Source organism: Micromonospora sp. NPDC005087, assembly GCF_042872965.1.
Classification (GTDB): Bacteria; Actinomycetota; Actinomycetes; order Mycobacteriales; family Micromonosporaceae; genus Micromonospora.
On record NZ_JBIALB010000004.1, the window covers coordinates 346,419 to 361,558 of the forward strand.

Below are 15,140 nucleotides of genomic sequence, written 5' to 3' on the forward strand. Positions count from 1 at the left end.
AGCTTTATTGCACCGCGCCACGCTTGGAAACGTTCGGGGGAGCGGCGGATCGATCAGATCCGCGCACCAGGCGAGGCGCGAGGGGACGGGTGGATCAACCGTTGGGGGACGGTGCCCACCTGTTTGGACCGGCGGCGCGAGCGGGCGACGCTTACGGGGGTGAGTGTTGCCCGCCGCCGCCGGCCCCGCCGGCGGGCGCCCACCACGACCTTTGGTCGTGGTGGGCGCTTTGCGTGTGTCGTACCCCGTGGCGGGTTCGGCCCGATCAGGCGGCCGGCACGCGGTCCCCGGGCGGTGTCGGCTCCCGGTCGGCGGCCCGGCGCAGCGCGGCGACGTGCCGCTCCCGGGACGGCCCGGCCAGCAGATGCCCGAACGCGGCCAGGAGGCCGAGCCCACCCACGATCAGCCAGTGCCGGTCGCCGAGGTACTGGAGGCTCACCCCGCCGAGCGTGGGTGCGACGAACGCCGCGGCGGGGAACGTCAGGTAGAAGACCGACTGGTACCGCGCGCGCAGTTGCGGCGGTGCCAGATCCGCGTTGATCTGCGCGTTGGGCGGGGCGGCGAGCATCGAGCCGACCGTCCAGACGACCGCGGCGCCCAGGTAGACGGCCAGCTCGTCGGCGACCGCGAGTACGCCGAAGCCGACCGCGAGCAGGGCGGTCGAGGCCGCCAGCACGACGTCCTTGCGGTGCCGGTCGATCAGCCGGGGTACGAACAGTTGCCCGAGCACGATCAGCGCGCCGCCGAGCGCCACGACCAGCCCGTACGCCGAGGGGCCCAGGCCGTCCGCGCGCATGGCCAGCGGCATGATCGTCTGAGTCTGCAGGGTGAGCACGGCCAGCACGAACGTGAGCCCGACGAAGACCAGGAAGGTCCGGTCGGTGAGCGCGGTGTGCAGACCCGGTCCCCGGGACCGGACGGAGCGGTCCGCGGGCGGTGCGGTCGGCGTCGTCGCACTGCGCCGCAGGGTTTCCGGCACCTTCCAGCCGATCACGGCGGCGGCGGTGAGGGTGGCGGCCGCGTCGACCAGGAACAGCGCGGTGAAGCTCGCCTCGGCCAGCACCCCGGCGAGCACCGAGGCGACCGCCATGCCCAGGTTGAACGCCCAGAACTGGAGGTTGAATGCGCGTGAGCGGCGCTGCGCGGGCACCACGTCCACGATCGCCGCGACGAAGGCCGGGCTCGGCATGGAGTGCACCACGCCGACCAGTGCCGAGAGCACCGCGATCAACAGCAGGGGTCGACTGAAGGCCAGCGCCACCATCAGGACGGCGGTGACCAGGTGCGCGGCGAGCAGGGTGGACCGACGGCCCCACCGGTCGGCCAGCACCCCGCCGAGCAGCACGCCGGCCGCCCCGCCGGCCCCGTACGCGCCGACCACCGTGCCGGCCAGCGCCTCGCTGGCCCCTCGCGCGTCGGTGAGGTACAGCGACAGGAAGAGCATGGCGAACGCGCCCGCTCGGTTGATGAGCAGGCCGGCCCAGAGGTACCAGAAGGTGGCGGGAAGCCCACCCGCGGTGTCGTGCCACCAGCGCCGCAGGGCGTGCACCCGACCTCCCGATAGTTCGGTTTCCTAACTGTTTCCTCTGAACGGTAGGAAATCGACCAGGGTCCCGCTACCCGATTACCTGATCATGGGCTCTTCGTCACAGCGATCGGTCCGCCTGTCAGACGGTCGCCGCCTCCGCGGGTTGTGCCGCGGGCGGCGGCGTGGCGCTGATCGGTGCCAGCGCCTCGCCGGTGCGGCGCAGGGTGGCGGCGCGTCGCTCCCGGGCCGGGCCGGACACCAGGTGTGCCACCGCGGTCACGACGCCGATCGCGGCACAGGCGAGCCAGAGCGTGGCGTTGCCGGCATGCTCGCGCACCAGGCCGCCGAGGATCGGCGCACAGGCACCGGCGATCTGCCACGAGAGGGAGAACACGCCCTGGTAGCGCCCGCGCAGCTCGGCCGGGGAGAGCTCGGCGATCAGGGTGGAGTTGGACGGCGAGTTCAGCATCTCGCCGACCGTCCAGATCAGCACGGTCAGCCCGTAGAGCCAGACGGTGCCGGCGAACGCGGTCAGCCCGAACCCGGCACCCATCACCACGGCGGCCAGCGCGAGCACGTGCGAGCGGCTCCGGCCCCGGATCAGCCGGGGCACGAAGAGCTGGCCGATCACGATCAGGACGCCGTTGAGCGCGATCACCGAGCCGTAGGTGGCGGGGCTGAGGCCGTCGTCGCTCATGGCGATCGGCAGCATCGAGATGTGCTGGAGGAACACCAGGGCGGCCAACAGGTTCAGCGCCACGAAGCCGAGGTAGACCCGGTCGCTGAGGATCGTCCGCAGGGCGCCGCGCGGGGCCTTCGCCGCGGTGGCCGCACGGCCGCTCTGCCGGGTCTCCGGCACGCGGGTGAAGATGATCAGCGCGGTGATCAGCATGGTGGCCGCGTCGACCACGAAGAGCAGCAGGTAGTCGGCCTGCGCCGCGAGGCCGGCGAGGACGGCGGCGCAGGCGAAGCCCAGGTTGATCGCCCAGTAGTTGAGCGAGAAGGCGCGCAACCGGTCCTTCGCCGGCACCACGTCGATCATCATGGCCCCGAACGCGGGCCGGGCCGCCTCGGCGAACAAGCCGAGCAGCAGCGCGCCCAACGCCACGGCCCAGAGGTCCTTGGCCAGCCCGAGGCCGAGCATCATGGCGGCCGCGCCCACGTGCGCGGTGAGCAACGTCGGTCGCCGGCCCCACCGGTCGGCCAGGGTGCCGCCAGCGGTGGTGCCGACCGCGCCGCCGACGCCCCACAGCCCGAGCACCAGGCCCGCCTGGGAGGCGGAGAAACCGCGCTCCTGGGTGAGGTAGATGGCGAGGAAGACGAGGACGAACGAGCCGAGCCGATTGATCAGCGTGCCGGTCCACAGGTACCAGAAAGTGGTTGGCAGGCCGCCGGTGGTATCCCGGAACCAGCTCCGCATCGTCCGCACGTGGTGCCCCCGCTTGCAAGTAATGACCGATGTGACTTGAGCGCCTTACAACCTAGTCGGGCGCGGAGTCGCTGGTCACCAGCTTTTTCACGTGGTGGTCGTCACGACGGGTGCCCGCGTGTCCCCGCAGCGGTTGAGGCAGGATGATCCGCATGACTGCGAGCGAGGGGCCCACCGTCGGGACGCTGGTCCTGCTGCGGCACGGCGAGAGCGACTGGAACGCCAAGAACCTCTTCACCGGCTGGGTGGACGTCGACCTGACCGAGAAGGGCGAGGGTGAGGCGCGGCGCGGCGGCGAGCTGATGCGCGAGCACAGCCTGCTGCCGGACGTCGTGCACACCAGCGTGATGCGCCGGGCGATCCGCACCGCCGAGCTGGCGCTGAACGCCGCCGACCGGCACTGGATCGCGGTGCGCCGGTCCTGGCGGCTCAACGAGCGGCACTATGGCGCCCTGCAGGGCAAGAACAAGAAGCAGACCCTGGACGAGTACGGCGAGGAGCAGTTCATGCTCTGGCGCCGGTCGTACGACACCCCACCGCCGCCGATCGCCGACGACGACGAGTGGTCGCAGGTGGGCGATCCGCGGTACGCGCTGCTGCCGACCGAGCTGATGCCGCGCACCGAGTGCCTCAAGGACGTCGTCGAGCGGATGCTGCCCTACTGGTACGACTCGATCGTGCCGGACGTCCTGGCCGGCCGGACGGTGCTGATCGCCGCGCACGGCAACTCGCTGCGGGCCCTGGTCAAGCACCTCGACCAGATCTCCGACGAGGCGATCGCCAAGCTGAACATCCCGACCGGCATACCGCTGCGCTACGACCTCGACCCGCAGCTGCGCCCGCTCACCCTGGGCGGCACCTACCTCGACCCGACGGCCGCCAAGGCGGCCGCCGCCGCGGTCGCCAACCAGGGCCGCTGAGACGTTAGCAAGGGCCCCTTGTTATGCGAAAAGCGATAACAAGAGGCCCTTCCTTGCACGTCAGCTGGCGGTGGGGGCGGTCTCCCCGGTGATCAGGTAGACCACGTGCTCACCGGCGTTGACCGCGTGGTCGGCGAAGCGCTCGTAGAAGCGGCCGAGCAACGTGGCGTCGATAGCGGTCTCCACCCCGTACGGCCAGTCGTCGCCGAGCAGCATGGCGAACAGGTTCTTGTGCAGCTCGTCCATCGCGTCGTCGTCGCGGTCCAGCTCGCCGGCGAGGTCGGCGTCGGGCTTCGCCAGCACCGAGCCGATCTTCACCGCCATCCGGTCGGCGATGTCCGACATCTCGGTGAAGATCGTCCGCAGCTCCGCCGGTACGGCGGGCGAGGGGTGCCGGCGCAGCGCGGTCTTCGCCACGTGGTCGGCGAGGTCGCCCATCCGCTCCAGGTCGGCGGCCACGTGCAGTGCGGTGATCATGGCTCGCAGGTCGGAGGCGACCGGCGCCTGCCGGGCGAGCAGGTCACAGACCCTCTCCTCGACGTGCCGGTAGAGGTCGTCGATCTCGGCGTCCCGCTCGATGACCGTCTCGGCGGCCTGCCGGTCGGCGGTGAGCAGGGCCCGGGTGGCCTGGCGCATGGCGGCGCGGACGCCCTCCGCCATGTCCACCAGTAGTTGGCTGACGATCTGGAGATCGGCCCGGAACTCGTCGCGCATCATCACGTCCTGTGGTCGGTCGCCGCCGACGGGTGTCGGCGCAGGGGTTGAGCAGGTGCGCCGCCAACGGTAGGTGGCGCGGGCGGACCGTTGATGAACCCCGGTGAACGACGCCAGACGCGGGGGTGAACATTCGCGAAAGTGAGGGTGGTTCGTCCTGGTCTGTGTGGTAGCCAGGTTAACAATGACCCTACGATCGCCGGGTGGAGTGGGCGGTGGCGGTCGTGGTGGCCGTGGCGTTGGTGGCCGGGTTGGCCGCCGGTTTCCTGCTGTCCCGGTTCCTGCCGGCGCGGGAGGGCCTCTCCACGTCGACGGGGGGCGCAGGCTCCCGCTGGAGCAGGGGGAGGCCCGCGATAGCCGACGAGCAGCAGACCGGGCTCGGCCGCCGGACGATCGACTCGCTCCGGGCCGGTGTCGTGGTGCTGGACAACGACGACGTGCCCGTGCTGATCAACCCGGCCGCCCGCGCGATGGGTCTGCTGCGCACCGGCAGCACCCCGGGCTCGATAGCCGCACACCCGCTGATCCGTACCCTCGCTGGCCAGGTGCGGCGCACCGGGGTGCGGCGCGAGATCGAGCTGGACCTGCCCCGGGGTCGCGACAGCGCCGGGGAGAACCCGCTCGGCGTGCACCTGCGGGCGATGGGTCTCGGCAACGGCTTCATCGCCGTGGAGGCGGTCGACGTGACCGAGTCGCACCGACTGACGCGGGTGCGACGTGACTTCGTGGCCAACGTGAGCCACGAGCTCAAGACACCGATCGGGGCGCTTCAACTGCTTGCCGAGGCGTTGCTCGACGCCACCGAGCCGGCCGAGGCCGCGGCACCCGACCTCTCCGAGGACCTGGTCGCCGCCCGCCGGTTCGCCGAACGGATCCAGCACGAGTCGACCCGGCTGGGTCGGCTGGTGCAGGAGTTGCTGGAGCTGACCCGGTTGCAGGGCGCCGAGCCGCAGCCGCCGGCGGAACCGGTGGCGCTGGACTGGGTGATCGCCGAGGTGGTCGACCGGACCCGCACCACGGCCTCCGCCCGGGGCGTCGAGGTGTCGGTGACCGGGGAGCGCGGCCTCACCGCGTACGGCAGCGACACCCAACTCGCCACCGCGGTGGCGAATCTGGTGGAGAACGCCATCAACTACTCGGGTGCGGACACCACGGTCCAGGTCGCCATCCACGGCGACGACGAGCACATCGAGATCGCCGTCGCCGACCAGGGCATCGGCATCGCCCCGACGGACGTGGACCGGATCTTCGAGCGGTTCTACCGGGCCGACCAGGCCCGCTCGCGTGCCACCGGCGGCACCGGGCTCGGCCTGGCCATCGTCAAACACATCGCGAGCAACCATGGCGGACGGGTGGAGGTGTCGAGCACTCTTGGTGGTGGATCGACGTTCACCCTCCGGCTGCCCGCCCGTCCACCGGACGACCTGCTGGCGACACTGCCGCCGGCTGGGATCGAGGCCGGTCCGGCCGAGCTACGGCAGGTCTGACAGCAATGGAAAGGAAATCCCCGTTGAGCCGCGTTCTGGTGGTCGAGGACGAGGAGTCGTTCTCCGACGCCCTGTCGTACATGCTCCGCAAGGAGGGCTTTGAGGTTTCGGTCGCCGCGACCGGCACCGACGCCCTCACCGAGTTCGACCGAACCGGCGCCGACATCGTGCTGCTCGACCTGATGTTGCCGGAGATGTCGGGGACCGAGGTCTGCCGCCAGCTCCGGCAGCGGTCGGCCGTTCCGATCATCATGGTCACCGCCCGCGACAGCGAGATCGACAAGGTCGTCGGCCTGGAGATCGGCGCCGACGACTACGTCACCAAGCCGTACTCGCCCCGCGAGCTGGTGGCCCGGATCCGGGCGGTGCTGCGCCGGCAGAGCCCGGAGGTGGCCGACTCGGGTGCCCCCACCCTGGCCGCCGGGCCGGTGCGGATGGACATCGAGCGGCACGTGGTGACCGTCGACGGTGGTGCCGTGCAGCTGCCGCTCAAGGAGTTCGAGCTGCTGGAGCTGCTGCTCCGCAACGCCGGCCGGGTGCTGACCCGGGGTCAGCTCATCGACCGGGTCTGGGGCGCCGACTACGTCGGTGACACCAAGACGCTGGACGTGCACGTCAAGCGGCTGCGGTCCAAGATCGAGCCGGAGCCGTCCGCGCCGCGCTTCATCGTCACCGTCCGGGGCCTGGGCTACAAGTTCGAGCCGTGATCGGCGTACCCGAAAGGGCCCGCGCTCGGTGGGGCCAGACCGGCCGGGGAGATCACCCTCCCCACCTGTAGAGCTGCCCCAGATGTGGGACCGCCCAACCCCCCGAGAGCCGCCCGGCAGCCACCAACCGCGCGGCTCTCGGTGAGGCTTGACGGGCCCGCGGCGCGACGCGCGGTCAGCCCCACATGTGGGGCAGGTCGACAGGGCCCACGGGGTACGGACGCCAGACCAGCCACGTCCAGGGCGATGCCGGTCAGACCTCGTCGGCGGGGTGCGGGGCGACCAGGCCCTGCTTCGTTCGGGCCGCGCACAGCTCGGCCAGCCGCTCGTACGCGGCCGCGCCAATCAGCGCCGTCAACTCGGGCCCGTACGACAGGTACATCGGCTCGGCGCCGACGTGCGCGTCCGTCGAGGAGGTGCACCACCAGTCCAGGTCGTGCCCGCCGGCACCCCAGCCCCGCCGGTCGAACTCGGACAGGGTGGAGACCAGCACCTTGCTATTGTCCGGACGCTTGACCCAGTCCTGGTCCCGTCGGATCGGCAGCTGCCAGCAGACGTCCGGCTTGTACTCCAGTGGGTGCACGCCGTCGCGCAGCGCCTGGGCGTGCAGCGCGCAGCCACCCCCGCCAGCGAAATCGGCGTCGTTGAGGAAGACGCACGGACCGTCGGGACCCTGGGTCGCGGTCCGGCGGGCCGGGTTCTTGCCGTCGATGGTGTCGTTGTCGGTCCAGTTCTTGAACCCTCGCCGGAAGTGCTGCCAGGTCGACGGGGTGAGCGTCTTGACAGCGTTGCGGACCCGCTTCTCGTCGTCCGAGTCGGTGAAGAACGCCCCGTGCGAGCAGCAGCCGTCGGCGGACCGGCCGGCGATGATGCCGTGGCAGCCCCGGCCGAAGATGCAGGTCCAGCGGGAGAGCAACCAGGTCAGGTCGGCCCGGATCAGGTGGGCCTCGTCCGCGGGGTCGGCGAACTCGATCCACTCCCGGGGAAAGTCCAGCGGCACCTCGCGGCTGCGCGGGTCACCCGGATCGTCCACCACTACGCGGAGCTCCATCGTCACCCGGCCCAGCGTACGCGCGGTCCCCTCTGCGGGCCGGCGAGCCGCGCAAACGTCTTGCACCTAGGGTCTTCACCATGCGACTGGGTGTCCTCGACGTCGGATCCAACACGGTGCACCTGTTGGTGGTGGACGCGCACCACGGCGCGCACCCGTGGCCGGCGCACTCGGAGAAGGTGGTGCTCCGGCTGGCCGAGCAGATCGGCCCCGACGGAGCGTTGACCGACGCGGGCGCGGACGGTCTGGTCAAGGCGGTCGGCATGTCGAAGGCGGCGGCCGCCGGGCTGGAGGCCGACGACCTGATCGCGTTCGCCACCTCCGCGGTGCGTGACGCCACCAACGCCGCCGAGGTGCTGGCGCGGGTCCGCGACGAGACCGGCGTACGGCTGGCGGTGCTCTCCGGGGCGGACGAGGCGCGGATGACCTTCCTGGCGGTGCGGCGCTGGTTCGGCTGGTCGGCCGGTCGGCTGCTGGTGCTGGACATCGGCGGCGGCTCGCTGGAGATCGCCGCCGGGATCGACGAGGACCCGACCGTCGCGGTCTCGCTGCCACTCGGCGCCGGCCGACTGACCCGGGAGCGGTTGCAGGTCGACCCGGCGAGCGCGGCGCCGCCGTCCGCGGAGGCCGTCGACAAGCTGCGGGAGTACGTGGACGGCCGGCTGGACAAGGTGGTCGACCAGATGACCGGCGTCGGCTGGGACCGGGCGGTGGGCACCTCGAAGACGTTCCGCACCCTTGCCCGGCTGGCCGGGGCGGCGCCGTCCGGGGCCGGGCTCTGGGCGCGGCGCAGCCTGACCCGCGCCGGGTTGCGGCAGGTCATCGGCTTCATCCGGCACATCCCGCCGGCCCAACTGATGGAGCTGGAAGGGGTCAGTACGGGCCGGGCCCATCAGTTGCTGGCCGGCGCGGTGGTCGCCGAGGCGGTCATGCGCCGTCTGGATCTGGAGTCGTTGGACATCTGCCCCTGGGCGCTGCGCGAGGGGGTCATCCTCCGCCGGCTCGATCAACTCGCACCGATGTGACCGGGGCGGGCGGTAACGGGTGGTTTGCCGGCGCTCGTCACGATGGCGACGGCGCAGCCGGGCTACCCTGGCTGATGTGACTTCCCGCGTTCCGGTGCTCCTGTCCAGCTCGTCGGTCTTCCCCGAGCCGACCGCGGCGGCGTTCCAGCTGGCCGCGGCGCTCGGCTACGACGGGGTCGAGGTGATGGTCTGGACCGACGTCGTCAGTCAGGACGCGGGCGCGCTGCGCGGTCTCTCCGCCCACTACGACGTGCCGGTGCTCTCGGTGCACGCACCCTGCCTGCTGGTCACCCAGAGGGTGTGGAGCCCCGACCCATGGGAGCGGCTGCGCAAGGCCGCCGAGCTGGCCGAAACGCTGGAGGCACCGACCGTCGTGGTGCACCCACCGTTCACCTGGCAGCGCGACTACGCGCGCCGGTTCACCGAGGGGCTCGCCGAGGTGGAGGACCGGTTCACCGGGCTGCGCTTCGCGGTGGAGAACATGTACCCGGTGCGGATGGCGGGCCGGCGGTTCGTCCCGTACGTGCCCGGCTGGGATCCGACCGACACCGGGTACCCGTCGTACACCCTGGATCTGTCGCACTGCGCGGCGTCGCACAGCGACCCGCTGGAGATGGCCGACCGGATGGGCGCCGGGCTGGCCCACGTGCACCTCGGCGACGGCACCGGTGAGGGTCGCGACGAGCACCTGGTGCCCGGGCGCGGCACCCAACCCTGCGGGGAGCTGCTCTCCTCGCTGGCCGGGCGGGGCTTCTCCGGAGCAGTGGCGGTGGAGGTGGCGACCCGGGGCGCGAAGAGCCGGGCGGTGCGCGAGGCGGACCTGCGCGCCGCGTTGGAGTTCGCCCGCCAGCACCTGACCGCGCCGTCTCCGGTCGACGCCTGACCCCCGACGGGGACGTCAGGGCGTCGACCGGGACGACGTCAGCTGACCGGGGTGAGCGAGTCGGCGCCCGCCGTCGGCTGCGCGGCGACCGTCAGCTGCTCGCCGACCGCGGCCCGCTTGCGGGCCCGGTGCGCCGCCACGTGCGAGCGGGTGGCGCAGCGCTCGGAGCAGAACCGCCGGCAGCAGTTGGACGACGTGTCCAGGTAGACGTTGCCGCACCGCTCGTCGGCGCAGACGCCGAACCGGGCGCTGCCGTACTCGCAGAGCCAGACCGACAGCCCCCAGACCGCGCCGGCCAGGTATTCGGCGCTGACCGAAGCGCCCCGGCTGGTCACGTGCATGTGCCAGTCGCTGGAGTCGTGCCCGGAGATGCGCGGCTGGACCGGGAACGCCTCGAGCAGCGCGTTCAGCTCCGTCACCGCGTGGGCGTCCCGCCCCGAAGTGCCGTACTCGAAGACGTCGCGCAACCGCTTCTGTGCCCGCCGGAAAATCGCGACATCCCGTTCCGCGACCTCGTCGCGCATCCAGGCGTTTTCGTCGGGGAAGAGGGCCCGCAGGTCGTCGAGGTCGTCCAGGCGGGCGTTGACCAGGTCAACGCCGGTCCGGGCGTACGCGTCGAAGTTCACGCCCCCAACCGTAGACGACTCACGGGGTGCGCGGCGCGTCGATGTAGTGCGGCAGAAACCGCGCGTAGCCGTCGGTGATCAGACTCGCGCTCTCCCGCACCCCCACGCCCGCCGATTCGCCGTCGACGATCCAGCTGCCCAACACCATCCGGTTGCCGTCGAACTGCGGCAACGCCCGGAATTCCTGGTAGCACCAGCCCTCGTCGCCGTAGATCCCCGGGTTGGTGATCTCCTGCTCGGCGGTGACGATGCGTACCGAGCCGCCCTCCCGGCCCAGCAGCGGCTTGGCCACGTACTCCGGCATGTCACGCGGCGAGTCGAGGTACGCCGGCAGCAGGTACTCGTGGCCGGGGTACAGCTCCCACAGGACCGCGAGCAGCGCCTTGTTGGACAGCAGCAGCTTCCAGGCCGGCTCGATCCAGGTGGTCGGGGTGCCCGGGGCCAGCGCGGGCGGCCCGTACGGCTCGGCCAGCATCCACTCCCACGGGTAGAGCTTGAAGCAGGTGGTCACCGGGCGGCCGGTGGAGTCGACGAAGCGCCGGCCGTCCCAGCCGATCTCCTGGATGGGCTGTAGCTCCACGGTCAGGCCGGCCTGCCGGGCGGTCTCGGCCAGGTAGCCGGCGGTCATGTGGTCCTCGCCCGACTCCTCCTCGTTCGACCAGAGCACGTGCACCCGGGGGTCGTGCAGCCCGGCCCCGATCTTCGCCCAGGCGCCGACCAGCCGCTCGTGCAGGCTGTTCCACTGGTCCAGCTCCGGCCGGGTCTGCTCCAGCCAGTACCACTGGATGATGCTCGCCTCGACCAGCGCGGTCGGGGTGTCCGCGTTGTACTCCAGCAGCTTCGGCGGCCAGACGCCGTCGTAGGCGAGGTCGAACCGCCCGTAGAGGGTGGGCGGCGCCTCGCGCAGCGAACGGGCCACCGCCTCGGCTGCCCACTCCGGGATGCCGAACTCGGCGTACCGGTGCTGGGCCACCACGTGCTCGGCGGCAACCACCGACATCCGGTGCAGCTCCTCGGTGGCCTCCTCCAGCCGCAGCACCTCATCCAGGTCGAAGGCGTACGCGGCGGTCTCGTCCCAGTACGACATGACGCCGCCGTCGGGCAGCTCGGTGTCGACGTAGACCAGCCCCTGAGCCCGGATGGTGGCGTCCCAGTCGGGTCGTGGCGTGACCTGGTCGCGGCGCACCTCAGCCGCCGCAGGCGGCGAGGTGGGTGCCGAACCCGCCGCGCTCGGGCAGGGCCGCGGCCGTCGGCTCGGGGGCGGCGCGGCCGACGCCCGGGTCGGCGACCCGCATCGCGAGCGCGACCGTGTCGCCGCCGCCGACCGGCCCGAGGGCGCAGTCGTCGTCATCATCGTCGTCCGAGGTCATGTTGCAGCCGGAGAGGGCGAGCGCGAGAGCGGTGAGCGCGCCGAGCTGCACGGAGGCCGACCGGAGCCGGCGGCGGGGGCGTTGGTCCACGGCATCGTTGTAGCCGATCGACGCCACCGCCGCAGCCCCGGCCGCCCCTCGGCGGGGGCTCTGGCAGGGGCGTTACGCTCGGCTCATGCTCCGTTCCGTCATCCTCGCCGCCTCCCGGTCATCCCAGGTCGAGCGGCTCGTCGCGACCGCCCCGTTCACCCGGGACGTCGTCCGCCGGTTCGTCGCCGGCGCCGCCACCGACGACGCGTTGCGCGCGACCCGCGGCCTCGTCGACGACGGCCTGGCGGTCACCCTCGACCACCTCGGTGAGGACACCGTCCGTCCCGAGCAGGCCACCGCCACCCGGGACGAATACCTGAAGCTGCTGAAGATGCTCGGTGCCGCCGGGCTGACCCCGGCCGCCGAGGTGAGCGTGAAGCTGTCCGCCCTCGGCCAGATGATCGACGAGCAGCTGGCGTACGACAACGCGCGGGCGATCTGCGCGGCCGCCGACGCGGCGGGCACCACGGTCACCCTGGACATGGAGGACCACACCACCACCGACTCGACGTTGGAGGTGCTGGAGAAGCTGCGCAAGGACTTCCCGTCGACGGGCGCGGTGCTCCAGGCGTACCTGCGCCGCACCGAGTCGGACTGCCGGGAGCTGTCCTCGGCCGGGTCGCGGGTGCGGCTGTGCAAGGGCGCCTACAAGGAGCCGGAGTCGGTGGCGTACCAGTCGGCCCGCGAGGTGGACAAGTCCTACGTCCGCTGCATGAACATCCTGATGTCCGGCGACGGCTACCCGATGCTGGCCACCCACGACCCTCGCATGATCGCCATCGGCGAGGACCGGGCCCGGTGGTTCGACCGGGGGCCGGAGCGCTTCGAGTTCCAGATGCTCTACGGCATCCGCCCCGAGGAGCAGGCCCGGCTGGCCGGCGAGGGCTACACCGTGCGCACCTACGTCCCGTACGGCGACGAGTGGTACGGCTACCTGATGCGCCGGCTCGCCGAGCGCCCGGCCAATCTGGTCTTCTTCGGCCGGGCCCTGATCTCGAAGAAGTAGTCCGCACGCGTATCCGGGTCGACGGTCGTGGCTAATAGGGTTAGCTACGGCTATGACAACCAGCCAGGTGCGGCGGGACGGCGGCCACATCGCGTACGAGGTGCACGGCGAGGGCCCGTTGGTCGTCCTCTCGCACGGCATGGGCGAGAACCGGGCGAGCTTCCGGCACCTGGCGCCGCTGCTGGTCGCGGCCGGCCACCGGGTCGCCTCGGTCGACGTTCGGGGGCACGGGGAGTCCAGCGTCGGCTGGCCCACGTACGCCCCGGCCGAGGTCGGCGCCGACCTGCTGGCCGTGGTCTGCGACCTCGGCGCCGGGCCGGCGGTGCTGGTCGGCAGCTCGTCCAGCGCGGCGGCGGTGGTCTTCGCCGCGACCGACGCGCCCGAGCTGGTCTCCGGCATCGTGCAGATCGGCGCGTTCGTCGGTCAGCAGAAGCCCAACCCGGGGATGCGGGTGGCGCTGGCGGTGGTGCTGCGCAGCCCTCGACTGTTCGGGATGTTCCACAAGACGCTCTTCCCGGTGCACCGGCCCGCCGACGACGTGGCGTACCGCCGATCGATGGTGGCCAACCTGCGCGAGCCCGGCCGGATGGCCGCGGCGCGTCGGGTGGTCGTGCCGGTCGAGCCGCACTGGACCGCCCGCGCCCCGCAGGTCCGGCAACCGGTGCTGGTGCTGATGGGCGCCAAGGACCCGGACTTTCCCGACCCCGGTGCGGAGGCGCGGGCGGCCCGCCGGCTGTTCCGCACCGCCGAGGCCCGGATGATCGAGGAGTCCGGGCACTACCCGCACGCCGACCGACCGCAGCGCACCGCCGACGAGCTTCTCGGGTTCCTGGCGGTGTGCATCGGTGCCTAGGTCGGCCTCAACCAGCAGACCGTGTCGCTGAAGGCTGCGGGCGGCTTCGGCCTGTCCCGAGGGGTGGACCTCTCGTACCAACAACTGGTCGCCAACCTCGGCGTCTCGTTCCGTTCCTGGCCGCGCGCTCGCGTACCCTTCGCCGGGTGACCGACGGGGTGCATCAGCCATCACTGCGACGGCTCTGGCCACTGTGGACAGCGCTCGTGGTGTTAGTCCTCCTGCTGGGCTGCGGCCTGCCGACGGTGCTGCTGGTCGGCGTGGTGCGCGAGTCCGGGGACCGGGCCGTCGTCGGCCGGGTCGGCACGTCGGCTCCCGACGATCCCGCCACCGCGGTCGCCCGAGGACTGGGCGACCGGATGACCGCCCAGCTCAGACGGCAGTCCACCGCGCTGCTCGGCGGGGACCGGGCCGGCTTCCTCGCCGTCGCCGAGCCCGCCGTGCAGGCCGACCTGCGCCGCCGCTTCGCCGCGCTGCGCGCGCTCAAGGTCACCGTCTGGCGGGCCGAACCGAGCGGCCTGCCGGCACCGGTCGTCGGCAAACCGGGTGAGTGGCGGCTGCTGGTGCGCTTCCAGTACTGTTTCGTGGTTCCCGGCTGCCGCCCCAGCCCGGTGCTGATCGGCACCCGCTGGCGGGAGAACGGCGCCCAGCCCCTGCTGGTCGCCATGGAGGAGTCCAAGTCGGCGGAGACCGGCACCCGACCCTGGGAGATCAGTGACCTGGCCGTGGCGATCGGCCCGCGGACCATCGTGGCCACCACCCCGGCGCTGCGCGGCAGGTTGCCCGGCCTGCTCGCGCAGGCCGAGGCGGCGGCCACGGTCGCCGACGGGTACGTGGTGACCGGGTCGCCACCGGACCGGTACCGGATCTTCTACGCCGGGCGTAGCGAGTGGCAGAGCTGGTACGGCGGAGGCCGGCCACAGTGGACCGGCGGCTACGCGGTGACGGTGGGCGGCGGACACCACGAGGTGGTGCTCAACGCCGACGGGCTGCCGAGCAGCGGCGCCGACGACCTGCTGCGGCACGAGCTGACCCACGCCGCGTCGCTGCCGGAGCGCGGCTACCCGGGCAAGACGACCTGGTGGCTGGTGGAGGGGCTGGCCGAGTACGCGGGCGCGGGTGGCCAGCCGGTCGACCGGTACGAGGGACTCGCCCAGGTGCGCAAGCTGGTCCGGAGCAGCTGGGACGGCCGGCTGGAGGGCATCACCCCCGCCGACGACGCCTCCGCGGACCGGGTCGGTGGCAGCTACGGCGTCGGCTACCTGGCCGTCCGGCATCTCGTCGACCGGTACGGGCCGCAGCGGCTGCTCGCCTTCTTCGAGGCCGTGGTGCACGGGCGCAAGGCGTTCGAGGACGCCGCCGAGCAGGCGTTCGGCGAGCAGTGGTCGACGTTGCACGACGAGTGCGTGGCGTACGTCCGCGCCGCCGCCGCCTGACGGCCCGTGGGGGTC

General features: G+C 72.1%; 16 protein-coding genes. 9 read left to right on the forward strand and 7 right to left on the reverse strand.

Annotated elements, in window-relative coordinates:
* Window positions 1-265: 265 nt before the first annotated feature.
* Window positions 266-1,549 carry an MFS transporter gene (locus ACFYPS_RS12735; RefSeq protein ID WP_354963603.1) on the reverse strand — a complete coding sequence of 428 codons (1,284 nt, stop codon included), beginning with the start codon at window positions 1,547-1,549 and terminating at the stop codon, window positions 266-268.
* A 118-nt stretch (window positions 1,550-1,667) separates the two neighbouring features.
* Window positions 1,668-2,948, reverse strand: a complete 1,281-nt coding sequence (locus ACFYPS_RS12740; RefSeq protein ID WP_354963604.1) for an MFS transporter — start codon at window positions 2,946-2,948, stop codon at window positions 1,668-1,670.
* A 161-nt stretch (window positions 2,949-3,109) separates the two neighbouring features.
* On the opposite strand from ACFYPS_RS12740, the gene ACFYPS_RS12745 reads away from it, so the two are divergent.
* Entirely contained in the window at window positions 3,110-3,877 is a 768-nt protein-coding gene (locus ACFYPS_RS12745; protein ID WP_354963605.1) for a phosphoglyceromutase, read from the forward strand.
* A gap of 60 nt (window positions 3,878-3,937) precedes the next feature.
* On the opposite strand, the gene phoU is transcribed toward ACFYPS_RS12745, so the two are convergent.
* On the reverse strand, window positions 3,938-4,591 hold the full coding sequence (gene phoU / locus ACFYPS_RS12750) for a phosphate signaling complex protein PhoU (RefSeq protein ID WP_354963606.1): 654 nt from the start codon (window positions 4,589-4,591) through the stop codon (window positions 3,938-3,940).
* Between the two features lie 203 nt (window positions 4,592-4,794).
* Here phoU and ACFYPS_RS12755 point away from each other — a divergent pair, with 203 nt between their 5' ends.
* Together ACFYPS_RS12755 and ACFYPS_RS12760 are read left to right on the forward strand one after the other, a co-directional pair.
* Entirely contained in the window at window positions 4,795-6,078 is a 1,284-nt protein-coding gene (locus ACFYPS_RS12755) for an ATP-binding protein (RefSeq protein WP_354963607.1), read from the forward strand.
* A gap of 23 nt (window positions 6,079-6,101) precedes the next feature.
* Window positions 6,102-6,785 carry a response regulator transcription factor gene (locus ACFYPS_RS12760; protein WP_074314832.1) on the forward strand — a complete coding sequence of 228 codons (684 nt, stop codon included), beginning with the start codon at window positions 6,102-6,104 and terminating at the stop codon, window positions 6,783-6,785.
* Between the two features lie 253 nt (window positions 6,786-7,038).
* Here the strand turns inward: ACFYPS_RS12760 and ACFYPS_RS12765 are convergent, their stop codons facing one another.
* Window positions 7,039-7,836, reverse strand: a complete 798-nt coding sequence (locus ACFYPS_RS12765; RefSeq protein WP_354963670.1) for a hypothetical protein — start codon at window positions 7,834-7,836, stop codon at window positions 7,039-7,041.
* 80 nt (window positions 7,837-7,916) lie between these two features.
* Between ACFYPS_RS12765 and ACFYPS_RS12770 the strand changes: the two genes are divergently transcribed.
* Together ACFYPS_RS12770 and ACFYPS_RS12775 are read left to right on the forward strand one after the other, a co-directional pair.
* Window positions 7,917-8,861 (forward strand): Ppx/GppA phosphatase family protein, encoded by a 945-nt coding sequence (locus tag ACFYPS_RS12770; protein ID WP_354963608.1) that lies wholly within the window; start codon window positions 7,917-7,919, stop codon window positions 8,859-8,861.
* A gap of 76 nt (window positions 8,862-8,937) precedes the next feature.
* Entirely contained in the window at window positions 8,938-9,744 is an 807-nt protein-coding gene (locus ACFYPS_RS12775) for a sugar phosphate isomerase/epimerase (protein ID WP_354963609.1), read from the forward strand.
* Window positions 9,745-9,782: 38 nt separating this feature from the next.
* On the opposite strand, the gene ACFYPS_RS12780 is transcribed toward ACFYPS_RS12775, so the two are convergent.
* Genes ACFYPS_RS12780 through ACFYPS_RS12790 form a run of 3 tightly spaced genes read right to left on the reverse strand, consistent with a single transcriptional unit; the run spans window position 9,783 to window position 11,830 of the window.
* On the reverse strand, window positions 9,783-10,370 hold the full coding sequence (locus tag ACFYPS_RS12780; RefSeq protein ID WP_354963610.1) for a CGNR zinc finger domain-containing protein: 588 nt from the start codon (window positions 10,368-10,370) through the stop codon (window positions 9,783-9,785).
* A 19-nt stretch (window positions 10,371-10,389) separates the two neighbouring features.
* Window positions 10,390-11,556: a glutathionylspermidine synthase family protein gene (locus ACFYPS_RS12785; RefSeq protein WP_354963611.1), complete on the reverse strand. Its 1,167-nt coding sequence runs from the start codon at window positions 11,554-11,556 to the stop codon at window positions 10,390-10,392.
* 1 nt (window position 11,557) lies between these two features.
* Complete coding sequence (locus ACFYPS_RS12790) at window positions 11,558-11,830, reverse strand: hypothetical protein (RefSeq protein ID WP_354963612.1); 273 nt, start codon at window positions 11,828-11,830, stop codon at window positions 11,558-11,560.
* 85 nt (window positions 11,831-11,915) lie between these two features.
* Between ACFYPS_RS12790 and ACFYPS_RS12795 the strand changes: the two genes are divergently transcribed.
* Genes ACFYPS_RS12795 through ACFYPS_RS12810 form a run of 4 tightly spaced genes read left to right on the forward strand, consistent with a single transcriptional unit; the run spans window position 11,916 to window position 15,125 of the window.
* Complete coding sequence (locus ACFYPS_RS12795; RefSeq protein ID WP_354963613.1) at window positions 11,916-12,836, forward strand: proline dehydrogenase family protein; 921 nt, start codon at window positions 11,916-11,918, stop codon at window positions 12,834-12,836.
* A gap of 52 nt (window positions 12,837-12,888) precedes the next feature.
* Window positions 12,889-13,689, forward strand: coding sequence for an alpha/beta hydrolase (locus tag ACFYPS_RS12800; RefSeq protein ID WP_354963614.1), 801 nt, complete (start codon window positions 12,889-12,891; stop codon window positions 13,687-13,689).
* A gap of 21 nt (window positions 13,690-13,710) precedes the next feature.
* The gene (locus ACFYPS_RS12805) at window positions 13,711-13,839 is read left to right on the forward strand and encodes a hypothetical protein (RefSeq protein WP_354963615.1); all 129 of its coding nucleotides are present in this window, start codon (window positions 13,711-13,713) and stop codon (window positions 13,837-13,839) included.
* Entirely contained in the window at window positions 13,836-15,125 is a 1,290-nt protein-coding gene (locus ACFYPS_RS12810; RefSeq protein WP_354963616.1) for a hypothetical protein, read from the forward strand. Before ACFYPS_RS12805 ends, ACFYPS_RS12810 begins: the two co-directional genes overlap by 4 nt.
* Window positions 15,126-15,140: the final 15 nt, after the last annotated feature.